Origin of the sequence: Fibrobacter sp. UWT2 (assembly GCF_900142545.1) — a bacterium.
Classification (GTDB): domain Bacteria; phylum Fibrobacterota; class Fibrobacteria; order Fibrobacterales; family Fibrobacteraceae; genus Fibrobacter.
Map to the genome: position 1 here is coordinate 66,944 of NZ_FRBF01000012.1, position 21,457 is coordinate 88,400.

The 21,457-nt window shown below is 52.6% G+C and carries 18 protein-coding genes and 1 pseudogene; 14 read left to right on the plus strand and 5 right to left on the minus strand.

Going from position 1 to position 21,457, the window contains the following annotated elements; translation table 11 throughout:
* Positions 1-23: 23 nt before the first annotated feature.
* Together BUA40_RS09550 and BUA40_RS09555 are read left to right on the plus strand one after the other, a co-directional pair.
* Positions 24-2,486, plus strand: coding sequence for an ATP-binding protein (locus BUA40_RS09550; protein ID WP_178299599.1), 2,463 nt, complete (start codon positions 24-26; stop codon positions 2,484-2,486).
* A gap of 68 nt (positions 2,487-2,554) precedes the next feature.
* The gene (locus BUA40_RS09555; RefSeq protein ID WP_072800417.1) at positions 2,555-3,559 is read left to right on the plus strand and encodes a glycoside hydrolase family 11 protein; all 1,005 of its coding nucleotides are present in this window, start codon (positions 2,555-2,557) and stop codon (positions 3,557-3,559) included.
* Positions 3,560-3,640: 81 nt separating this feature from the next.
* Here the strand turns inward: BUA40_RS09555 and ybaK are convergent, their stop codons facing one another.
* Complete coding sequence (ybaK, locus tag BUA40_RS09560) at positions 3,641-4,141, minus strand: Cys-tRNA(Pro) deacylase (RefSeq protein ID WP_072800418.1); 501 nt, start codon at positions 4,139-4,141, stop codon at positions 3,641-3,643.
* A gap of 120 nt (positions 4,142-4,261) precedes the next feature.
* Positions 4,262-6,736, minus strand: a complete 2,475-nt coding sequence (locus BUA40_RS09565; protein ID WP_072800419.1) for a glycogen/starch/alpha-glucan phosphorylase — start codon at positions 6,734-6,736, stop codon at positions 4,262-4,264.
* Positions 6,737-6,861: 125 nt separating this feature from the next.
* On the opposite strand from BUA40_RS09565, the gene BUA40_RS09570 reads away from it, so the two are divergent.
* Both BUA40_RS09570 and BUA40_RS09575 read left to right on the plus strand, forming a co-directional pair.
* Complete coding sequence (locus BUA40_RS09570) at positions 6,862-8,019, plus strand: histidine phosphatase family protein (RefSeq protein WP_072800420.1); 1,158 nt, start codon at positions 6,862-6,864, stop codon at positions 8,017-8,019.
* Between the two features lie 18 nt (positions 8,020-8,037).
* Positions 8,038-8,763 carry an NAD(P)H-binding protein gene (locus BUA40_RS09575; protein WP_072800421.1) on the plus strand — a complete coding sequence of 242 codons (726 nt, stop codon included), beginning with the start codon at positions 8,038-8,040 and terminating at the stop codon, positions 8,761-8,763.
* Between the two features lie 3 nt (positions 8,764-8,766).
* On the opposite strand, the gene BUA40_RS09580 is transcribed toward BUA40_RS09575, so the two are convergent.
* The 3 genes from BUA40_RS09580 to BUA40_RS09590 all read right to left on the minus strand — a co-directional run bounded on the left by BUA40_RS09580 (position 8,767) and on the right by BUA40_RS09590 (position 11,968).
* The gene (locus BUA40_RS09580) at positions 8,767-9,969 is read right to left on the minus strand and encodes an NAD(P)/FAD-dependent oxidoreductase (protein WP_072800422.1); all 1,203 of its coding nucleotides are present in this window, start codon (positions 9,967-9,969) and stop codon (positions 8,767-8,769) included.
* The gene (locus BUA40_RS09585; RefSeq protein WP_072800423.1) at positions 9,962-10,153 is read right to left on the minus strand and encodes a 4Fe-4S binding protein; all 192 of its coding nucleotides are present in this window, start codon (positions 10,151-10,153) and stop codon (positions 9,962-9,964) included. Before BUA40_RS09585 ends, BUA40_RS09580 begins: the two co-directional genes overlap by 8 nt.
* Positions 10,154-10,279: 126 nt before the next feature.
* Complete coding sequence (locus tag BUA40_RS09590) at positions 10,280-11,968, minus strand: putative bifunctional diguanylate cyclase/phosphodiesterase (RefSeq protein WP_072800424.1); 1,689 nt, start codon at positions 11,966-11,968, stop codon at positions 10,280-10,282.
* A 274-nt stretch (positions 11,969-12,242) separates the two neighbouring features.
* Here BUA40_RS09590 and BUA40_RS09595 point away from each other — a divergent pair.
* The 10 genes and pseudogenes from BUA40_RS09595 to nuoK all read left to right on the plus strand — a co-directional run.
* Positions 12,243-12,743 (plus strand): annotated as a pseudogene (locus BUA40_RS09595) (NADH-quinone oxidoreductase subunit B); the annotation flags it as partial.
* Positions 12,744-12,877: 134 nt separating this feature from the next.
* Positions 12,878-13,477, plus strand: a complete 600-nt coding sequence (locus tag BUA40_RS09600; RefSeq protein WP_072800426.1) for an NADH-quinone oxidoreductase subunit C — start codon at positions 12,878-12,880, stop codon at positions 13,475-13,477.
* Entirely contained in the window at positions 13,474-14,667 is a 1,194-nt protein-coding gene (locus tag BUA40_RS09605; RefSeq protein ID WP_072800427.1) for an NADH-quinone oxidoreductase subunit D, read from the plus strand. Before BUA40_RS09600 ends, BUA40_RS09605 begins: the two co-directional genes overlap by 4 nt.
* Positions 14,664-15,725 (plus strand): NADH-quinone oxidoreductase subunit NuoE family protein, encoded by a 1,062-nt coding sequence (locus BUA40_RS09610; RefSeq protein WP_072800428.1) that lies wholly within the window; start codon positions 14,664-14,666, stop codon positions 15,723-15,725. The genes BUA40_RS09605 and BUA40_RS09610 overlap by 4 nt, the downstream gene beginning before the upstream one ends.
* A gap of 2 nt (positions 15,726-15,727) precedes the next feature.
* Positions 15,728-17,035 (plus strand): NADH-quinone oxidoreductase subunit NuoF, encoded by a 1,308-nt coding sequence (nuoF, locus tag BUA40_RS09615; RefSeq protein WP_072800429.1) that lies wholly within the window; start codon positions 15,728-15,730, stop codon positions 17,033-17,035.
* A 4-nt stretch (positions 17,036-17,039) separates the two neighbouring features.
* Complete coding sequence (locus BUA40_RS09620; RefSeq protein ID WP_072800430.1) at positions 17,040-18,671, plus strand: NADH-quinone oxidoreductase subunit G; 1,632 nt, start codon at positions 17,040-17,042, stop codon at positions 18,669-18,671.
* Positions 18,671-20,026 carry a complex I subunit 1/NuoH family protein gene (locus BUA40_RS09625; protein ID WP_072800431.1) on the plus strand — a complete coding sequence of 452 codons (1,356 nt, stop codon included), beginning with the start codon at positions 18,671-18,673 and terminating at the stop codon, positions 20,024-20,026. The genes BUA40_RS09620 and BUA40_RS09625 overlap by 1 nt, the downstream gene beginning before the upstream one ends.
* Entirely contained in the window at positions 20,026-20,595 is a 570-nt protein-coding gene (locus BUA40_RS09630) for a NuoI/complex I 23 kDa subunit family protein (RefSeq protein ID WP_255369273.1), read from the plus strand. Before BUA40_RS09625 ends, BUA40_RS09630 begins: the two co-directional genes overlap by 1 nt.
* A complete protein-coding gene (locus BUA40_RS09635) occupies positions 20,595-21,140 on the plus strand; it encodes an NADH-quinone oxidoreductase subunit J family protein (RefSeq protein ID WP_072800433.1) in 546 nt (181 codons plus the stop codon). The genes BUA40_RS09630 and BUA40_RS09635 overlap by 1 nt, the downstream gene beginning before the upstream one ends.
* Positions 21,140-21,454 (plus strand): NADH-quinone oxidoreductase subunit NuoK, encoded by a 315-nt coding sequence (gene nuoK / locus BUA40_RS09640; protein ID WP_072800434.1) that lies wholly within the window; start codon positions 21,140-21,142, stop codon positions 21,452-21,454. The genes BUA40_RS09635 and nuoK overlap by 1 nt, the downstream gene beginning before the upstream one ends.
* Positions 21,455-21,457: the final 3 nt, after the last annotated feature.

Consider the following 21,457-nt stretch of genomic DNA (forward strand, 5'->3'; position numbering starts at 1 on the left):
TGATACTCCTTTTGGTAGGAGTTTTGCTGCGTGTCAAGTTTTCGAACCTGTTTGATAACTATGTCGAAAAGCAAGTGGCTTACCAAGCCGAAAGCTATGCCGCCGCGGCAGGAGAAAGGCTTGATCTTGAATTGAAATCTCTGGCAGGAATTTCTTCGGGGCTTTCTGCGAATATGAGTCATTTTGAGCCGATGCTTGCAACGCTTGAAGACCCGAATGGCAATTATTACTATGGCGTGATAGCCTTGAACGGTAAAATTGTCTATAGTGGCGATACGACTCATATCGATGCTTCGCATTTTAAGGGTATTTCGGAATCGTTCCATGGAATAAAATCCATAAGCTATTCCAAGGGAATAGGCCTTATGTTTTCGGCTCCTGTGTACAGCGGGAAAAATATCAAGTATGTGCTGTTCCGCATGTACAAAGAAGATGCGGTTGTTAGAATTTTTGGCGTACAAAGCTATGGTGGCCGAGGCTACGCAACTTTAAGAGATGCGAGAGATTCTATTATCATCAAGTCTTCGAATGATTCGCTTGGAACAGATTTGCTGTGGGGAGAAGAAGGGTTCTTGGCGGTTCGCGATAAGCTGAGAGCTGGCTTGAATGTCTCCATTTCTGCAGCGACGCATTTGGATGTTCGTGGTGTGGAATACTATTACTTTATCGCTGAACTCAAGTTACCGGGAGTTGCCTTGACGGGCGTAGTGCCCGAAAGAGAGGTGGCAGCTGAAAAAGATGATATTTCATTCTTGATTATCTGGGTCTTTGGGCTTTTGATATTCATGTTTACAATCGCCATGCTTTATGTAATTCTTTCCGAAAAGAAAGCCCGCGAAAACAAGGAGCTGCTTCGCGAAAAAGAAAATGCCGAAAGCGCAAGCAAGGCGAAGAGTATATTCCTTGCCAACATGAGCCATGAGATCCGTACGCCGATTAATGGAATTTTGGGCATGGATTCCATGCTCCTGAAGGAATGTAAGGACGAAACCCTGCGGGACTACGCCTTGAATATTCAAAGTGCCGGCCAGACGCTGCTTTCTCTGATTAACGATATTTTGGATATCTCCAAAATTGAATCCGGCAAAATGGAAATCCTGCCGGTGACGTACAGCGTGTTTACGGTGCTGAACGACTGCTACAACATGGTTGCTGTTCGTGCCAAGGATAAGAACCTAGAACTGGTAATGGATATTTCACCCGAAATCCCGACGGCGTTGTTCGGTGACGAAGTCCGCATTAGACAGGTGGTCAACAACTTGCTTTCGAATGCGGTCAAGTACACGAACGAAGGTTCGGTTACGCTTTCTGTCTGGACTGAAAAGGTCGATGTCGATCCGATGCAGGGCGACAATACTAGCCGTGTGGAACTCTTTATACAGGTGAAGGATACGGGTATCGGTATCCGTGAAAGGGATCGCGGAAAATTGTTTGCCGACTTTGTGCGACTTGATGAAAAGCGCAACCGCAATATTGAAGGGACAGGCCTCGGACTGAATTTGACCAAGCAACTGTTGGATATGATGGGTGGTACCATCGAGGTTGAAAGTACTTACGGAAAGGGTTCTGTATTTACGGTTCGACTGTTGCAACAGGTCAGTGACGAAAATCCGCTGGGTGATTTTGAAAAGCTCTATAGGCAACACGTGAATGTGGTGGATGCCGCGCAAGAAAGGTTTGAAGCGCCCGAGGCGAAAATCTTGGTGGTTGACGACGTGCAAATGAACCTGAAGGTTTTTGTAGGCCTCTTGAAGAACACCAAGATTCAAATCGATACGGCCATCAATGGCGCAGAAGCTTTGGAGTTTGTTCAGAAACAGCGCTATGATGTAATCTTCTTGGATCACATGATGCCGGTGATGGATGGCATAGAAGCGTTCCGCCGTATGAAAAAGTTGGTGTCAAATCCGAATGTCAATACTCCGGTGGTCATGCTTACAGCAAATGCCGTGGCTGAAGCCCGCAACGGCTATATGGATGAAGGTTTCTCGGATTACTTGGCTAAGCCGATTCGCGAAGAGGTTTTGCTGGCAACACTCAAGAAGTTCTTGTCGAAGGACTTGGTCAAGGTTCTGCATGAAGAAAAGAGTGAAGAGAAAAATTGCGATTCTGCAGAAGCCGTTGATGCAATGCCTCAGGTCGATTTGTCCGAAATGTTGGATACGGCAACGGGTCTTGCTTATTGCATGAACGACAAGAAATTTTATAAAGAAATGCTTGACGAATATGTAAAGAGCGAAAAGACTTCGGAACTGAAAGAATACTTTGAAAAAGGGGACTTTGAATATTACCGCATTACGGTACACTCCATAAAAAGCACTTCTCTTACAATCGGTGCGGTTAAAGTTTATGAAGACGCCAAGGCTCTGGAAATGGCCTGTAAAGAAGGCAACTTGGATTTCGTGAAACAGAACCATGAATTGTTCATGGAAGAATACAGGTCGCTTATCCGGGGAATTCAGGTGGGTTGTTCCAATTTGGGATAGGGGACGCAACTTCTGTACTTGCAAAAACGAATTTGTAGAGTTAAATTTCGTACAAAAGGAAGGTGTATATGAGAAAAATCCTCTATTTCGGCTTAATCGCCGCTTGTTCCCTGACTGCAAATGCATTTGCTCAGGATTTCTGTCAAACAGCCACTCATAGCGGTGAAAGTGTAGAATATTCCACAAATAAGGTGGGGTCGTTTGACAACGGGATTGGCTATGAACTCTGGAACGAAGGTGGTAACGGTGGTTCCGCAACGTTCTATGATGACGGTTCCTTCAATTGTAAGATGACTGGCGCCAAGGACTATCTGTGCCGTGCCGGTCTTTCTTTCAATAGCGATAAGACCCACGAAGAAATCGGTCACATGAAGGCTGATTTCAAGTTGGTCAAGGGTAATCTTTCTGGAATCGATTATTCCTACATCGGCATTTACGGTTGGACCCGTGAACCCTTGGTGGAATGGTACATTGTGGATAACACCGGTAGCCAGTATATGCCGGGCGACTGGGTTGCTCAGGGCTCTTCTGCAAAGAATCATGGCGTGTTTGAAATCGATGGCGCTCAGTATACGGTTTACGAAGGTGACCGTACCTCTTATTCCATCGATGGAGACAATAAATACTTCAAACAGTATTTTAGCGTGCGTAAGAGTAAGCGCGATTGCGGTACCATTGACATTACCGCCCACTTCAAGAAGTGGGAAGAACTCGGCATGAAGATGGGTAAGATGCACGAAGCCAAAATTCTTGGCGAAGCCGGAAGCACTTCGGGTGCAAACGCCAAGGGTGAGTACGACTTCCCGTATGCCAAGGTCTATATTGAAGGTGCGGAACCGTCCAGCTCTTCTGCTGAACCTGAATCCAGTAGCTCGACTGAAGCTATCAAGGGCATTCGTTCTATGACTGTTGGCACCAATACATCGTATGTGTTTGATGCTCAGGGCAAGTACCTCGGTTCTTTTGAAGCTGCTGATGCAGAATCTCTGAATGCAGCTATCAAGGCCAAGTACAATTCCGGCGTTTACATGGTGAAGCAGGGCGGCGCTGTCCGCAGCATCTCGGTGAAGTAAGCCGGTTCGATGTGGTAAATTTAAAGCCTCTCCTTCGGGAGAGGCTTTTTTGCGTACTAACTTTGCACGCCTTATCTATGCTTAGTCTTGAGGTGCTTCAGGCGGAACTCGTGCGATGACACCCACGGTGGCACGGGTGGCTTTCACCAAGTCGGCTGGAGCGACCTTCAGCTGTAAGCCGCGTTCGCCTGCGCTCACGTAAATGTAAGGGAACTGCATCGCGGTTTCGTGAATGAAAATCGGGAAGTTCTTCTTGAGTCCAAGCGGACTGCAACCGCCGCGAATGTAGCCGGTCAGTGGCGTCAAATCTTTAAGCGGAACGGTGTCGATCTTCTTGTTGCCGCTCACCTTGGCGGCGCCCTTCAAGTCGACTTCAAGATTGCCCGGCACCACGCACACGAGGTAGCCAATCTTGTCGCCGTGAACGAGGATCGTCTTGAAAACTTGATTGATGTCTTCGCCGAGGCTGTCGGCCACATGTTGCGCGCCCAGGTCGTTTTCGTCAACCTTGTAGGGGATGAGCTCGTAAGGAATTTTCTGGCGGTCTAGAATTCTTGCCGCATTCGTCTTCTTGATTTCCATAGCCCAAATATAGACAATGCATGAGCCGAGCGGTCATATAAGAAAGGTCGCGATGGAAATCGCGACCTAATCTCTCGTCTGTAGCGAACGCAGTGAGCGTTCTCTAGTCTCTCGTCTAAACTACAGCTTGATGCTGCAGCCCTTGGCGTTCCAGATTTCTTCGGCGTACTGCTTGATGGTACGGTCGGAACTGAACTTGCCCATGCGAGCGACGTTGAGGATGGCCTTTTCTGCCCAAGTCTTCTTGTCCAAGTATTCCTCGGCGACCTTCTTCTGCATGTCAATGTAGCTGCGGAAGTCTGCGCAGAGCAAGTAGGTGTCGTTGGTGAGGAGCTTTTCGGCAATGTGCTTGAACAGGTCCGGACGATCCGGGCTGAAGAAGCCAGAAGCAATCAGGTCGATCACGCGGCGCAGATCGTCGTCGTGTTCGTAGAAGTCGCGAGGACGGTAGCCCTTGGCGAGCAGGTCGGTGACTTCTTCCACGGTGAGGCCGAAGATGAAGATGTTGTCGTCGCCGACTTCTTCCTTCATTTCGACGTTAGCGCCGTCGAGCGTACCGATGGTGAGTGCGCCGTTCAAGGCGAACTTCATGTTGCCGGTACCAGAGGCTTCGGTGCCTGCGGTCGAAATCTGTTCGGAGAGGTCTGCGGCCGGAATGATCTTTTCGGCGAAAGACACGCGGTAGTTTTCGAGGAACACCATCTTGAGCTTGCCCTTGCAAACCGGGTCGGCGTCGATGATTGCGGCCACGGCGTTAGCGAGGCGGATGATCTGCTTTGCCATCCAGTAACCCGGAGCGGCCTTACCACCGATCATGATGGTACGCGGCATGATTTCCTTGCCGTCCTTCAGCTGGATGTACAGGTGAATGGCGTGCAGAATGTTCAAGAGCTGGCGCTTGTATTCGTGGATACGCTTGACCTGCACGTCGAAGAACGTGTTCACATCGACATCGACGCCCTGCGTTGCCTTGAGGTACTTGGCGAGGCGTTCCTTATTCTGCTTCTTGACAGCCATGAATTCCTTCTGGAACTTGGCGTCCTTTGCAAACTTTTCGAGCTTCTTGAGTTCATCGAGATCCTTGACCCAGCCTTCGCCGATCTTGGAGGTGATGAGTTCAGACATTGCCGGGTTAGCCTTGCGGACCCAGCGACGCGGCGTCACGCCGTTCGTCTTGTTGTTGAACTTTTCAGGCCACAGTTCGTAGAAGTCCTTGAAGAGCGTTGTCTTCAGGAGGTCGGAGTGGAGTGCTGCCACACCGTTCACGGCGAACGAACCCACGATGGAGAGGTAAGCCATGCGAACCATCTTGCAGCCGCCTTCTTCGATGAGGCTCATGCGGGCGAGGCGAGCGTTGTCGCCGGGCCACTTGAGGGACACCTGACGGAGGAAGCGTGCGTTGATTTCGTAAATAATCTGGAGGTGACGCGGCAGGAGCTTTTCGAAGAGGCTGACCGGCCACTTTTCAAGAGCTTCGGGCATCAAGGTGTGGTTCGTGTAGGCGAACGTGTGCGTCACGATTTCCCATGCATCGTCCCATTCCAAGTTTTCTTCGTCGAGGAGGATACGCATCATTTCGGCGATAGAGATAGCCGGGTGCGTGTCGTTCAACTGGATGGCGACCTTTTCGGGGAACACCTTCCATTCGCCTTCATGGAGCTTCTTGAAGCGGCGGATGATGTCCTGCAGAGATGCAGAGCAGAGGAAGTACTGCTGCTTGAGGCGCAGTTCCTTACCGTTCATGGAAGCGTCGTTCGGGTAGAGCACTTTGGAAATGGTTTCGGAAAGTTCCATGTCCTGCACAGCGGCGATGTAGTCACCGTTGTTGAAGTAGCTGAGGCCGAAGTCGTCGGTGGACTTGGCGCTCCAGAGGCGCAGGTTGTTCACGGTGTTGTTCTTGTAACCCGGAATCGGAGTGTCGTAGGGGAGAGCGAGCACGTAGTCCTTGGTTTCCCAACGGTTGCGGAGCTTGCCCTTTTCGTCCATCCAGCTGACCACGTAGCCGTACATGGGCACCTTGACTTCGTTCGACGGACGGGCGATTTCCCACGGGTTGGTGAGACGCAGCCAGTTATCCGGCTGTTCTTCCTGTTCGCCGTTCACGATTTTCTGGCTGAACATACCGTATTCATAGCGGATGCCCATACCGGTAGCCGGGAGTTCGAGCGTTGCCATGGAGTCGAGGAAGCAAGCGGCCAAGCGGCCGAGGCCACCGTTACCGAGACCGGCGTCGACTTCCTGTTCGCGGAGTTCTTCGAGAGTCATGCCGAGTTCGTCAAGAGCTTCGGTCACGGCGCTTTCGACGTCGAGGTTCAGCACGGAGTTGCCGAGGGTACGGCCAATCAAAAATTCGAGGGACAGATAGTAGACGCGCTTCACGTCTTTCTGGTAGTAGGTTTCCTGGGTTTTGATCCAGCGGTCAACCAAGCGGTCGCGTACGGCGTAAGCGACGGCCAGGAACTTTTCGTGGTCCGTCACGGTCGCGCTGTTACGGGCGAGCGTATGATGAATGTGGTCGGTGAATGCTTTGCGGAAAGATTCGGCATCGTTTCCGAGCACGGTCACTTCTTCAGCTTTTTTGAATGTTTTTGCCATAAGACAATCCCATGGGTTAGGTTTAAAATTTTACTCCATAAGTTTAGAAATATTTACGGGTTTTGTGTGGAGCAAAAAGTTAAATTAGGGGGATAGATAATAAACTAGAGGAAAAAACGATGAATATGAAAAAGTTTGTAGCCCGCAAGGCTTTCCCCGTGATTTGCGCAGCTTTTATTTCCGTTGTTATTGCAGGCTGCGGTGACGATTCTTCCAATTCTGCTAAGGCTTCTGTTGATACGACTCCGGTGGTAAATCCGACCGATAATACGACAACGGATCCTGCCACGGACCCGGCGACCGATCCTTCGACAAACCCCACGACGGACCCCGCTACTGATCCTGCTACCAATCCGGACAATCCGACAACCGATCCTGCCACAGACCCGGCGACCGATCCGACAGACCCGGCCACGGATCCTGCAACAAATCCTGATCCGGCTGTGAATCCGGATCCGTCTACCGATCCTTCTACAACGGTGTCCTCTTTTAATCGCGATCCGGCTGCCGCTGGTTTGGCTGTTACTCCCGATAGCACCGGCTTCTACGATGTGGGCGATGTGTACAAGGCCGTGCCTGCAACATCCAAGTTGGTATTTGTGATGCGCCATGCCGAACGCCAGACGAGCGAAGGTCAGGAATCCCTTTTGACTGAAAAGGGTGTGGAACAGGCCTTGAGCGTTGGCGCCAAGCTTGTGGGTGGTGACGAATCCTTCTATTACTCTTCGACTGATTTTATCCGTACCCGTACGACCGCAGAAAACATTGCCAAGGGCCGTGGTGAAACTGGCGTAGAAGTGGTTACTTGGGATGGAATCAACGGTGGCTACTTCTTGAAGGTTCCTTCTGATACCATGGATGCCTTTGTGAGAAACCGCGGCGGTTCCTGGAAGTTCATTTCTTCTTGGGCCTACGACGATCCGAATCCGTCTCGATTCACCAAGGACAAGATTCCGGAATACCTTTATGAACTGATGCCGCGTGGTGACCAGTTCGTCAACGAGGTCGTCCTGGCAAATCTGCCGAACTGGAAACGCGTAAGTTTCCTTATCTCTCATGACCTCTTGATTGAACCGCTGATTGCTTATGCCTCTAACAGAACGGTCGACTTGAAGTTCTATGAAAGCGGTAAATGGGCCAACTACCTGTCCGGTATCGCCATCGTGGTGGACGAGTCCAATCTCGTGACGCTCCTCCCGGTTCGTGGAATTGACTTGGGTTACATGTATACCGAAAAGCATCAGGCTACGCTTGATTCTCTCGCCGCTCTGCAGAACCCGTAGGACTTTCGGTTTTTCTCAATGAAAGTTGCTGTTCTGGGTTCGACAGGACTTGTCGGCAAGAATGTCTTGAAATTGCTCGCACGCCTCCCGCAGGTGGTGCGAGTTTTTTGTCCCGTCCGTAGCATTCCCGATTTAAAGGATTTAGGGATTCTCGAAGGTGCTTTCAAAATCGACTTCAAGCAAGTGGATTTTGAACAGGACAACGATGCCATGCGTTTGTTTTTCTATGCGGGTTTTACCGGATGCGATGCAGTGGTGTGTTGCCTGGGTACCACCAGAAAACAGGCGGGGGGCAAGGCCGCTCAGGAAAAGATAGACTTGAGGCTTCCTCTCAAGCTGGCAGCCATTGCCAAAAAGGCGGGCGTGAAAAATTTCTTATGCGTGAGTGCCATGGGCGCCGACTCTCATTCGCCGTACTTCTATAATCGTCTCAAGGGGCAGCTGGAAGAAGGCCTTGACATGATGGGCTTTGAAACGCTTACGCTTGTGCGGCCTTCGCTGTTACTCGGAAAGCATAAAGACAAACGATTTGGTGAAGATCTGTTGCAAAAGATTTTTGGCGCGCATCCGGAATGGCTTCCGGCGTATGTGCGCCCAGTGCATGCTGAAACGGTTGCTGCCCATTTGGTGACTTCCGTTTTGAAACCGCCTAAAGATCACGTGTGCGCGACGGATGGAAAAATGGGCAAGCGGATTATCTATAATCGCGTGCTTGCCCAGACGAAAGTCGATAATTTGTTTTAGCGACTATTTGAATTTCCAGAACTTGTACAGGTACTTTGCCGTTTGAACGGGCGTCTTCAAGAAGGCGCTCTTCTTGTATCCGCTAAGGGCGAATCCTTGCAGCACCTTGTAAAGTCCGATTTGATCTTCGCGGTTGATGGCCAGCAGGAATCTGCGGAACTTGTATTCGAAGTCGTGCATCTTGCCGAAGTAATTGTAGCAGCGAGTTTCGTACTGCTTCAGGAATGCCTTCGAAAGATTGTCTGCCTTGAGACCTTGGTCTACGTATTCGGCGCAGAATCGACCGGCGCGCATCGCGGCAGCGATGCCACCACCCGTAAGCGGGTTGGTGTGGTGGGCGGCGTCGCCCACCAGGGCGAAGTGGTCGAGCGTGTAGTCCTTGAGGGTGCTGGAAACCGGAACCATTCCACCGACGGTATGGTTGATTTTTGCACCGGGGAAAAGCTTTTCGAGCCATTCCATGGTGACTTCGAGAATGTTTCCGCTGTGCTTGCCTGCGGCGAGGAAACCTGCGCCGAAGTTCGTCACGTTCGACTTTTGCTTCGGGAAACTCCAGATGTAGCCATCGTTGATAAAGTCGTGGCCTTGCCAGAAGGTCAAGTAGTCGGGCTTCGTCAAAAGCCCCTGGACCTGGATGTCGACACCCGTGCAAGTTTCGCGCGGATTCTGTGCGGACTTGAGTCCCACCATGCGACCGATGCGGCTTTCTACACCGTCGGCAGCGATGACCATTTTTGCAAAAATTTCCTGCGTGGCAGTTTCGGTGACGGAACCGCATCCGTCGCCTTTGCCCAGCACGACGCGGACCATGCGCTTGCCGCCTTCCACGGCACCCACGAATTCGGCTCGGGCACATGTCTCTACCTGGGCGCCGTCATCGGCCGCCAGCTTTGCAAGCCACGGGTCAAAAATTTCGCGGTTCAGCATGATGCCGGTTCCCGGCTTGGGAACTTCGATGTTCACGCCGGCGGGGCCATAAATGTAGAGCCCGTTGATAATGCTTTCGATGCAGCTGTCGTCAATAGGACCGTAAGTCTGCAAGTCGGCGAGCGTCGTGCTTGCTTCGCCGCAGCGCACCGGGAACCCGATGCGTTCGCGCTTTTCGAGGAGCAGCACCTTGTGCCCTGCACGTGCTAAGTTTCTTGCGGCTACAGAACCGCCGGGCCCTGCGCCAATGACCACGACATCGTATTCGGAATTAAGCATTGCCAGCCTCCTCGATCTTTAGCGCACCTACAGGGCACGCCTTGACGCAAATGCCGCACTTGATGCATTTTTCGGGGTCAATCTGCAAGTCGAGTCCGTACATGTCCAGGGCCATCTGGGGACAAATGCCCACACAGCCCGCACAGGCGAGACATACTTTTCTGTCGTGAACAAGCTTCTTCATTGAGGATGAATATAGAAAAGTTACTAAGACGAGAGACGAGAGGCGAGAGACGAGAGGAGCTATGTTGAAGAAAAATGAAGAAATCTTTCGTCTTTCGTCTGTAGGCCCGTAGGGCCGTTCTTTAGTCTAGTATGCTACTTCGCCAGTCAGGCGTTTCTGGAAATCGTCGCGGACAAGGGGCTTGTCAAACAGGAATCCCTGCGCGCTTCCGCAATTGATTCCCTTGAGGTAGTCGGCCTGTTCCTGGGTTTCCACGCCTTCGGCGATTACGTCCTTGTCCAGTTCGCGGGCCATTTTCACCACGTTGCGGAGAATGACCTCGTCGTGGGAATTGGCCTTGCCGATATTATTCAGGAGGGACTTGTCGATTTTGACGACGCTGACGTTGTAGTCCTTGAGCACGTTCAAGGTGGAGTATCCCGTGCCGAAGTCGTCGATGGCGACGCCGATGTTGTTCTGGCGCATGATATCGATGAACTTCTTCATGGCGACAGTATCGTCAAAGTCGGAAACTTCGGTCAGTTCCACTTCGATGTACTTGCCGTCAAGTTCGTACTTGTGCAGGATTTCGAGAATGCGGTCCGCAAAATCTTCGTTGCGCAAATGCAACTTGGAAAAGTTCGAAGAAATGCGGACGGGTTCGATTCCTGCCTTCACCCAATCGTGAATGTCGTTACAGGCGGTCTCGAAAACGTAAAAGTCCAGTTCGCAGATGGTGCCTTCGCGTTCCAGAACGGGAATGAAGTCCATGGGGGGCACGATGGTCTTGTGACGGATCCAGCGCACCAGGGCTTCGGCGCCGTTTATGACTTTGTCTGTCAGGCTAATCTTGGGCTGGTAGAACACCACCAGTTCGCGGTTCCTGAGGGCGTTGTGGAACTCGCTGGAGATTTCTCTCTGGTGGATAGACTGGATCTGCATTTCCTTGGTGAAGAACACCACGTCGCGGTTCTTGATCGCTCTTGCGGCCATCATTGCCGTGGAGGCGTTGTTCAAGGCGTCGCCTACGATAACGTTTTCTTCGATGGGGTAGACGCCCATACGGGTCTGAATGCGGGCTTCTACGGGTTTGGGGCCCTGGCTCAAGCTCAGTTCCGTATTCCTGAACTTTTCGATAAATTCTTTTTGGCGATCCTTTTTGGTCAGAACGAAGAAGTTGTCGCCACCCAGTCTTGCAATCAGTTCGGTTTTGTCCAGGAACAGGAGAATCTGCTTTACGAAGGTCCTAAGGGCGAGGTCGCCCATCTGGTTGCCCATAGACTTATTAATATACTTGAAGTTCTTCAGGTTAATAAAGAAGGCTGTATAGTCCTTGAGGTTTTCTCTGATGAACTGCTGGGTAAAGGCGAAAATGCCTGCCTGGTTGTAGGCTCCGGTCATGCCGTCGAAAATGGCGACCTTGCGGGTGTTGCCCATGAGACGGGCGCGGCCAGTGAGAATAAAGAAGTCCCAACTCAGCAACTGGACGAACTTTCTTTCGTTTTCCGTAAAGGAGTGGCCTTCGATAGGGTGGGCCTGGAAGGTGAAAGATCCCTGCTCGCCGGTGGTCATGGTTTCGGAAAAATCGGGGGTAGCCGGTAAATTCGGCAATTTTTCCTTATCGTGGAAAGCTGTAAATTCCCCGGAAATCCCGTTAGGCGCAAATTGGCTGACCGGTGCATAGAAATTGCAGTGGATCAGGCCGATATTTGCGCTTTTGGCAAGAAGCGGGAGATGTCTGGACATAAGGGCGAATATTTCGTCTGTACTAAAGACCGGGCCCAAGAGCTTGGACCTGAAATCAAGATAGATATCATTGTACAAAGGAATATCCATTACATCCTCAACATACCAAAACCGCGCCAAAATTACAAAAAATTTACACCGGTTGCAACTGTTTTTCCTTTTAAAAGGGCATAAATGTGTTGCATATCTCACAATATATGTTTTTTCTGAGGAGTGTGTGCATCATGTCTTAAAAAACAATCTTGAATGTTAGACTATTCTAACTTAAAATACTATATTACATTCATCTTTTCTTTGCTCTTTAGGCTCTCTCCCTTACTCTAAAAAGCTATCTTTACGCTCGCATTTAAAGAGGTAACCTCCTATGAGTAATGAGGCAGAAAAGCCGAATTTCATTACGACTTCTCTTGACTTTTTGGTCAATTGGGGCCGTACGAACTCCCTATGGCCGTTTCCGTATGGTACGGCATGCTGTGCAATCGAATTCATGAGTACCGAAGTGGGCCGTTACGACTTGTCACGTATCGGGTCAGAATACGTCCGCTTTACGCCGCGCCAGTCCGATGTGCTGCTTGTGGCTGGTACGATTTCTTACAAGCAGGCTCCGATTCTCAAGCGCATGTACGAACAGATGGCAGAACCCCGCTGGGTGATCGCCATGGGTGCTTGCGCCAGCTCTGGCGGTTTCTATGACTGCTACTGCACGGTGCCGGGCATTGACCACATTATTCCGGTGGATGTCTATATCGGCGGTTGCCCCTCTCGCCCGGAAGCCTTCTTCGAAGCCATGTTTGATTTGCAGAAGAAGATCAAGGACGAATCCTACATGAAACAGCGCGCCGAACGCGTGAAAGACCAGCTCGAAATGATCAAGGCGAAGACCGAACAGGCTAAGGCGGAAGCACGCGAGTTCGCTCGTGAAAAGACTGCCGAACTCAAGGAATTCGTGACGGAAAAAGAGCAGGAACTTGTCAAGAAAGCCCAGTTCTGGAAGGAGTAATGATGGAATCCGTGATTGACATTCTAGAATCCAAGTTTGGCGCCAAGCGTGATGAAAAGGCCAAGTGGGATGCCTGTGTGGTGGTTCCCAAGGAATACCTGCATAATGCGGTTGAATTCTTGAAGAACGACCCGTCGATGCAGTTTGATATGCTCCTGGACTTGGCTGGTATCGACTACCTGACTTACCCGAACCATGAAGGTCCCCGTTTTGCCGTGAGTTACGCCTTTAAGTGCGTTAAGAAGCCGGGCTCTCGCGTCCGTCTTAAGGTGCTGGTCAGCGAGGCTGACCTGAAGGTTCCGACCATTACTGATTTGTATGCAAGCGCCAATTGGCTCGAACGCGAAGTCTATGACCAGTACGGTATCGTGTTTGAAGGACACCCCGACCTGCGCCGCATTCTGAACCATGTTGAATTTGTGGGTCACCCGCTCCGCAAGGATTACCCTGCCCAGAAGCGCCAGTGGCTCTCGACGACCGACTTCCTGATTCCGGAACTGGAAAAGCGCCTGGAAGACAAGGGCTACAAGGTGATCCAGCGCTCCAAGGAAATCATGCCTGTCGAAGAAGAATATCTTGAAGGGAGTATCAGAGAATGATCGTACTTGACCCGAATGGCGAAAAGATGAACCTGATGGCCCTGAACGTGGGCCCGACGCATCCGGCGACCCACCACTGCGTGCGCTTGCTGGCTGCTCTCGATGGCGAAACCATCGTGGCTGGTGTTCATGAAATCGGTTTTATGCACCGCGGCTTTGAAAAGATGGTCGAACGCGGCACCTGGCAGCAGGTGATTCCGTACACCGACCGCTTGAACTACTGCTCTGCAATGATGAACAACATTGCATTCTGCCGCGCAGTCGAAAATATGTACGGTATCGAAATCCCGGAACGCACCAAGGTGCTCCGCGTGATTGTGAACGAACTTTCCCGCATTAACGACCACTTTATTTGCGTGGCTGCCGCATTCCAGGACTTGGGCGGTACGACTCCGTTCATGTACGCCTTTAACCCGCGTGAAGAAATCATGCTGATTTGGGAAAAGCTCACGGGCGCTCGCCTGACGAATAGCTTTGCCCGCATTGGCGGCCTCTACCGCGATAGCTACAACGGCTTTGAAGACGACGTTCTCGCTGCTTGCAAGTCGGTGGAAAAGGCCCTTAAGGATCTGCACGCTTGCTTGGACCGCAACCGTATCTTCCTCGACCGTACCGTGGGTGTCGGCAAGATTTCTGCCGAACGCGCTATCAGCTACGGCTGGACCGGTCCGTGTCTCCGTGCCACGGGCGTCGAAAGCGACCTCCGCAAGGATGAACCTTACTACGACTACGAAACCTACGACTGGGAAGTCGTGGTCGGCACGCAGGGTGACGCCAACGACCGTCTGCAGGTGCGTCTTGCTGAAATTGAAGAATCTGTGAAGATTGTGCGCCAGGCCCTGAAGCGTCTCGCTCCGGGCCCGGTCGACATCGTCGACCCGCGCATCCGCGTGCCCGCGCACAAGCTTGCCTACCAGGATATGGAAGCCCTTATCGGCCGCTTCAAGAGCGTGTACGAAGGCATCCGCGTGCCCGAAGGCGAATACTACTGCGCAAGCGAATGCGCGAACGGCGAACTCGGCTTCACCATCGTCTCTGATGGTTCTGGCCACCCGTACCGCATCAAGGTGCGTTCACCTTCGTTTGCCCACGTTTCTGCGTTTAACGAACTCGTCGAAGGCCTGACTCTTGCCGACTCGATGGCAACTCTGCCTGGCCTCAACATGATTGCTGGAGAACTTGACCGATGACACAACATATTCAAGGTGCAGTTCAGTTTGTATCGAATAACCATTTGAAGTTCGACGGCCCGAGCGAAGCGATTCCCGCTCTCCCGGATCCGGGTCAGACTTTTGGCTACGTGAACAAGCCTGTTCCGCAGCCCGCTCCGAAGGAAGTGCTCGCAAAGCTCGACACTCCTGAAATCAAGGAACGTTGCGCCGACTTGCTCAGCCGTTATCCGGTGGGCCAGGGCGCTCTGCTTGAAGTTCTTTGGCTGGTGCAGGGCGTGTTCGGTTGGGTTCCGACCGAAGGTATCCGTTGGGCTGCAAACGTTTGCGGTTGCGCTCCGGCTCATGCTCTCGGTGTCGCCACTTTCTATACCATGTATAATCACGCCCCGAAGGGCAAGTTCCTGTTGCAGTTCTGCCGCAACATCAGCTGCGCCATTAAGGGTGCACAGCCGCTGATCAAGTATGTCGAAAACAAGCTTGGCGTTAAGTCCGGCGAAACGACTCCTGATGGCATGTTTACTGTGCTCCAGGTGGAATGCCTCGGTAGCTGCGGTAACGGCCCGATGATGCTGGTGAACGATGACTTCGCCACCGACGTTATTGACGGTCAGCTCAAGATGAAGCGCGGTACGACTCTTACCGAAGCAAGCATCGATCGCATTATCGATTGGTGCAAGGCCCACGCCAACAACATTCCGAAGCACGACGTGCTCGGCGGAATCGTGAAGGGCCACGGCGGTCACCCCGGTGCTCCGGGCGCTACGGCAAAGCCGCAGGTCGCCGACTACGCTCCGCCTTCTCCGGTTTTGAACGTGAAGGCTGAAGCTGACGAAAACGGCGCCACCCTTACTTGGAAGGGCGCTCCTGAATTCACGAAGATTGTCGTCGAAAAGAAGGACGGCAGCAACTGGGTCGCTGTCGGTGAACCCGGCGTGAAGGACAAGGCTTTTGTGGACGCAGCCGGTAAGGTCGGCGATGTGTACCGCATGATTGCCACTTCGGGCGAACGCACTGCAAAACCTTCCAAGGAAGCGGTTACCACTCAGAAGCCCGCTCCGGTAGAGGAGGCTAAGTAATTATGGCTGAAGTAGTAAAAGTTTGTACAGGAAATTTTGGCAAGGGCGCCCAGGACATTGAAGTCTACAAGAAGTTGGGCGGCTACGCAAACATTTCGGATCGCTTGTTCAACATGAGCCAGTTCGAAGTGATTGACTACGTGCAGCGTTCCGGTCTCCGTGGCCGTGGCGGTGCAGGCTTCCCGACCGGTATGAAGTGGAGCTTTGTTCCGCGCAATTCCGGCAAGCCCGTGTACATCGTGGTGAACGCTGACGAAGGCGAAGGCGGTACGTTCAAGGATCACTTCCTGATGATGGAAGATCCGCACCGCTTGATCGAAGGCTTGATTATTGCAGCTTGGGCTCTCGGTAGCCGAGCCGCATACATCTACTGCCGTGGCGAATTCCTGCCTTGCATCGAAAGCTTGAACAAGGCTTTGAATCAGGCGTACGCCGCCGGTTACCTCGGCGAAAATATTTGCGGGACCAAGTTCAGTTTCGATATCTTTGTTCACCGTGGCGCTGGCGCCTACATTTGCGGTGAAGAAACTGCTCTTATCAACTCGCTCGAAGGCCAGAAGGGTCAGCCCCGCCTCAAACCTCCTTTCCCGGCGGTGAGCGGTGCATGGAAGTCTCCGACTTGCGTGAACAACGTCGAAACCATCATGGCTCTCCCGTGGATTTTCCAGCATGAACCCGAAGAATACGCCAAGATGGGTACGCCGCGCGCCGGTGGTACCAAGGTGTTCTGCATCTCGGGCGACGTGAAGAATCCGGGTGTGTACGAAGCTCCGCTCGGCACTCCGATGATGACGATGATTAACGATTATGCCGGCGGTGTCGTGGGCGGAAACCTGAAGGCTGTGCTTCCGGGTGGTTCTTCTTGCGCTCCGCTGAACGCAGGCGAATGTGCCGTAGCCACGATGGACTACGAATGCCTCGCCTCGATGAAGACGATGTTCGGTTCGGGCGCCATGATTGTGATTAACGATACGCACAACATGGCTGAACTCCTGAACGTGCTCGGCAACTTCTACAGCCACGAATCTTGCGGCCAGTGCACTCCGTGCCGCGAAGGTACGGGCCTTCTGCACCGCATTCTGAACCAGATTGTGGAAGGCAAGGGTCACGATGGCGACGTGGAACTGATGCAGAGCCTGAGTGGTGGATTTGGCGGCGTGACGATTTGCCCGCTTTCCATTTCTCTCGGCGGCCCGGTGTCTAGCTACACCGCAAAGTTCAGAGCCGACTTCGATGAATTAATCGCAAAGAACCCCGAACATGCCAAGCCGCGTGTTCAGGAAAACTATCGTCCTGGAATTTTCTGGTAATCATATGAGTAACTTCTACAACATGCCGAAACTCCCGACCGAGAATAGCCCGAAGGTGGAAATCTTCGTGGACGACAAGGCGGTGATGGTTCCTGGCGATACGAACCTCCTCGAAGCCCTCAAGGCTGTCGGGATTGAAACTCCCCACGTATGTTACCACCCGTATTTGCCGGTGTCCGGTAACTGCCGCCAGTGCCTGGTGGAACAAGAAGGCCCCCGCGGTCGCATGCTGGTGATTGCCTGCTATACGCCGGTGGCTCCGGGTATGAAAATCTACACGCCGGCATCCAGCGCCCGTGTGAAGAATGCCCGCAAGGCAACCCAGGAATTTATGCTGGTGAACCACCCGCTCGATTGCCCGATTTGCGACAAGGCCGGTGAATGCACCTTGCAAGAAAACTTTATGGAAGCGGGCCAGAACGAATCCCGCATGCGTCCCGAATACGGCAAGAACTACCACGGCAATCCGGCTCACCAGTTCATTGATGCCAAGGGGCAGCTCCGTGGCGGTAAGCACGTGGATCTCGGTCCCCGCGTCTTGCTTGACGAAGAACGCTGCGTGCAGTGCGACCGTTGCGTGCGCTTTATGCGTACCATTGCCGGTTCCGAACAGCTGCAACTTGCTGGCCGTGCTGACCACACTTACATTACTACGTTCCCGGGCGAAAAGCTGGATCACGAATACGACTTGTGCGTCACCGACGTTTGCCCGGTAGGCGCCATGACCGCAAAGTACTTCCGCTTCCAGAAGCGCGTTTGGTTGCTTTCCCACACGCCGACGATTTCGATGGACGACTCCTTGGGCGCAAACATTTGGCTTGATTACGCCGACGGTCACATCTATCGCGTCATGCCGCGTTGCAACCCCGAAGTGAACCGCAGCTGGCTTTCTAACACCAGCCGTCTCGCATTCCAGAACTTCGACAAGAACCGCCTCCCGTCTATGGACCTGGATGCGGTGAAGGCTGCCATTAAGAACGGGGGCAAGGTCGCCCTCGTTGCCGGTGGCTCTTGCACGAACGAAGATCTCGCTGCGCTCCGCGTGCTTAAGGAAGCCTTGGGCGACTCCGCCGAACTCTTCGGCGGCACCTTCAAGAAGGTGGGTGCCCCCGACGGTATCGCCATGAGTGGCGACCCGCTTGCTAACCGCGCCGGTTTCAAGCTGCTCGGCATCCCCGATAACAACCTTGACAATCTCGTCGATCGTTGCAGAAAGGATGTCGTGAAGAGAGCTCCTGAATTCAAGGTGCTTATTACGGTGAATGCTGATCTCTTCGGCGAAGGTGGCGAAGTTACTGCCGCTCTCGAAACGATTCCGACTCGCATTGCTCTCTCGGCATTCGACGATGCAACCTCCAAGAAGGCCACGCTGGCTTTCGGTATTCGTCACTGGAGCGAAGTCCAGGGCACTATGGTGAACAGCATGAACATTCTTCAGAAGCTGAATGCCTGCCCGGTTTGCCCCGACGAAAACCTTTGCCCCGCTTACGAAGTGCTCTCTGAACTTGCCGGTTGCAAGTTCGAAAGCGCTTTCGCTGCCTTCAAGAAGGCGGGCGAGTACGCAAGCGCCTTGGCTGGACTCTCTTACGATACCATCAAGAGCACTGGCAAGTTGCTCGAAGGAGGTAACGCCTAATGGATATTATTGAATCCAAAACTTGGGTGGAATGGGTCATTACCATCGCAAAGTTTGGTTTCTGCTTTGTGCCGGTTCTCTATATTCTGCTCCTGATTCCTATGGAACGTCGTGGTGCAGGTTTTATGCAGGACCGCCAGGGCCCGAACCGCTCTTACATCAAGGTTCCGTTCTTCGGTAAGGTTCGCCTGTTCGGTTATGTGCAGAACATGTGCGACGGTACCAAGCTTTTCTTCAAGGAAATGTTTGCTCCGAGCGGTTCCAAGAAGTTCCTCTACTATGTGGCTCCGGCAATCCCGTTTGCCATCGTGTTCCTTAGCCCGTGTGTGATTCCGTGGTTTGGTCCGATGGTGTTCGAATGGGGTGGTAAGGTCGTCCGTATTGCAGGTCCGATTGTCGATTCCGAAGTGGGCATCCTGTTGCTCTTCGGTTTCAGCTCCCTCTCTGCTTACGGTGCCGTTCTCGCTGGTCTTAGCTCTCGTTCCAAGTACAGCTACCTCGGTTCCTTGCGTACCACTGCAATGACCATTAGCTACGAAGTCTGCCAGGGCCTTTCCATGATGGGTCTCCTGTTGCTCGCAGGTTCCTTCAGCCTCACCGATATCGTGAGCTGGCAAGAACACCATGTGTGGGGCATTGTGGCTCAGCCGGTGGCTTTCTTCTGCTTCTTGATTGCGACGATTGCTGAAACGGGTCGTGCTCCGTTCGACGTGGCCGAAGGTGAACCGGAACTCGTTGCCGGTTATCACACCGAATATGGCGCCATGCAGTTCGGCTTGTTCTACATGGGTGAATACTCCCACATTTGCATCAGCAGCCTTTTGGTGGCAACCCTCTTCTTGGGCGGCTACTCGGTTCCGTTTGTAACGACCGAAACCATCCAGACCCATATGGGTGGCTCTCTCGCCATTCTCTGCTGGGTGATGGCATTCCTCGGTCTTGCTTTCCTCCACATGATTTACCGCTATTCTCGCAAGCTTGCCGCTTCCAAGCAGAGCAACAAGATGGAAATCTTGCAGGAATACAAACTTTACAAGACGGTGGCCTGGCTTGTTACTGCAGCCTTCATCGCTGCTGGCGTTTGCTCCTGGCTCTACTACAACCCGGAATACTCCATGGTTAACGGCGTTGTGGTGAACAGCCTCGGTGCTGCTCTCGGTACTGCCGCCATTCATCTGTTGGTGCTCCTCGCCAAGAGCGTGTTCTTCTGCTGGGTGTGGATTTGGGTTCGCTGGACTCTCCCGCGCTTCCGCTACGACCACATTATGCATCTCGGCTGGAAGATTATCTTGAACATCGCTATTTTGAACCTCATTGTGACCGCCGTGGTTGCAAAGCTTTTGGGAGGTAACTAATGGCCCGCGTTATTAAACAAAGACCCATGAACTGGGTGGAACGCCTCTACATTTTCGAGGCCATTCGCGGTTTGTGGACGACTCTCAAGCACGCCGCCCGCGGTCTGTTCCGCTACGAACAATTGCCGACTATTTCTTATCCGGAAGGTCAGCCCGAAGTTCTTAGCAGCTATCGCGCCAAGCATCGCCTGATGTTGCGCCCCGATGGTACCCCCCGTTGCGTGGCCTGCGGCATGTGCGCTGCAGCTTGCCCCGCTCACTGTATTTATATCGAAGCTACTGCCAGTGACGATCCGCGTATCGAAAAGAAGGTGAAGCGCTTTGATATCGACCATTTGACTTGCGTGTTCTGCGGCCTTTGCGTTGAAGCCTGCCCGGTGGACGCTCTCCGCATGGATACCAAGGAAATCATCTTTGAACATCGCACCCGCGAAGAATTCGTGGCAAACCTCAAGACTCTCACGAGCTGGGATCCGAAGGATTACCCCGAAGATGAACAGAGCCAGAAGGCTCCGGGTGGAACAAAGAATGCCCAGGCGCGCGCTGTCTGGGGAATGGAGGTAAAGTAATGCTTGCCCTGATTTATTTCATTGTTCTCGCTGCGATTGCCGTGGTTGCCTCTCTTGGCGTGCTTTTCTCGAAGCACCCGTTGTACGGCGGTCTTTCGCTGGTGCTCACCATGCTTTCCCTTGCGGGCATTTACGGCCTCGTAGGTAGCCCCTTTATCGGTGTGGTGCAGATCATGGTCTACGCCGGCGCTATCATGATGCTCCTGGTATTCGTGATTTCCGTCTTGAACGCCGCGAAGGATTCCAAGACGCCCATGTTCGATGGCGTGTCCATCTTCGTGGTCATTGCGGCGCTTGCCCTTGCCGGTCTCGTGGGTTTTGCCCTGGTGCTTTCTCCCATGGGTTTCGACGTCACGACGCTCCGTGGTTCTGTGGAAATGACTTCCAAGAATCTTTTCGATACTTCGAAGACGGGTCCCGGTTACTTCGTGTTGTTCGAAGTGCTTGGCCTGTTGCTGCTTTCTTCCATGGGTGCGGCTGTGCTGATGGCTAAGAAGCGCTTGGGCTCCGAGGTCTCTGAAGAAGATCATAAGGAGGATAAGTAATGGAACTCCAACCGATTTACATCCAGATTCTTGCCCTGGTGATTTTCACCATCGGCTTGATTGTCGCCCTTTCTCGCCGCAATGTGTTCTTTGTGCTCATGGGTATTGAACTTGCGCTCAATGCCGTGAACCTTTCCTTTGTGGGCTTTGCAAAGACGCTTCCGGCCGACTTGAGCGTGGCGGGCCAAATCTTCCCGCTGTTCTCGATTGCCGTCGCTGCTGCCGAAGCTTGCGTGGGCCTCGCTCTTGTCATCCTCATTTTCCGCAACCGTGAAAGTGTCGATTCCGACAACTATTCCAATATGAAGGGGTAAGCA

Excerpts from the sequence above, each read along its gene's own strand:
- BUA40_RS09555 (WP_072800417.1), top strand. The coding sequence starts at position 2,555 with ATGAGAAAAATCCTCTATTTCGGCTTAATCGCCGCTTGTTCCCTGACT.
- ybaK (WP_072800418.1), bottom strand. The coding sequence starts at position 4,141 with ATGGAAATCAAGAAGACGAATGCGGCAAGAATTCTAGACCGCCAGAAA.
- BUA40_RS09565 (WP_072800419.1), bottom strand. The coding sequence starts at position 6,736 with ATGGCAAAAACATTCAAAAAAGCTGAAGAAGTGACCGTGCTCGGAAAC.
- BUA40_RS09570 (WP_072800420.1), top strand. The coding sequence starts at position 6,862 with ATGAAAAAGTTTGTAGCCCGCAAGGCTTTCCCCGTGATTTGCGCAGCT.
- BUA40_RS09575 (WP_072800421.1), top strand. The coding sequence starts at position 8,038 with ATGAAAGTTGCTGTTCTGGGTTCGACAGGACTTGTCGGCAAGAATGTC.
- BUA40_RS09580 (WP_072800422.1), bottom strand. The coding sequence starts at position 9,969 with ATGCTTAATTCCGAATACGATGTCGTGGTCATTGGCGCAGGGCCCGGC.
- BUA40_RS09585 (WP_072800423.1), bottom strand. The coding sequence starts at position 10,153 with ATGAAGAAGCTTGTTCACGACAGAAAAGTATGTCTCGCCTGTGCGGGC.
- BUA40_RS09590 (WP_072800424.1), bottom strand. The coding sequence starts at position 11,968 with ATGGATATTCCTTTGTACAATGATATCTATCTTGATTTCAGGTCCAAG.
- BUA40_RS09600 (WP_072800426.1), top strand. The coding sequence starts at position 12,878 with ATGATGGAATCCGTGATTGACATTCTAGAATCCAAGTTTGGCGCCAAG.
- BUA40_RS09605 (WP_072800427.1), top strand. The coding sequence starts at position 13,474 with ATGATCGTACTTGACCCGAATGGCGAAAAGATGAACCTGATGGCCCTG.
- BUA40_RS09610 (WP_072800428.1), top strand. The coding sequence starts at position 14,664 with ATGACACAACATATTCAAGGTGCAGTTCAGTTTGTATCGAATAACCAT.
- nuoF (WP_072800429.1), top strand. The coding sequence starts at position 15,728 with ATGGCTGAAGTAGTAAAAGTTTGTACAGGAAATTTTGGCAAGGGCGCC.
- BUA40_RS09620 (WP_072800430.1), top strand. The coding sequence starts at position 17,040 with ATGAGTAACTTCTACAACATGCCGAAACTCCCGACCGAGAATAGCCCG.
- BUA40_RS09625 (WP_072800431.1), top strand. The coding sequence starts at position 18,671 with ATGGATATTATTGAATCCAAAACTTGGGTGGAATGGGTCATTACCATC.
- BUA40_RS09630 (WP_255369273.1), top strand. The coding sequence starts at position 20,026 with ATGGCCCGCGTTATTAAACAAAGACCCATGAACTGGGTGGAACGCCTC.
- BUA40_RS09635 (WP_072800433.1), top strand. The coding sequence starts at position 20,595 with ATGCTTGCCCTGATTTATTTCATTGTTCTCGCTGCGATTGCCGTGGTT.
- nuoK (WP_072800434.1), top strand. The coding sequence starts at position 21,140 with ATGGAACTCCAACCGATTTACATCCAGATTCTTGCCCTGGTGATTTTC.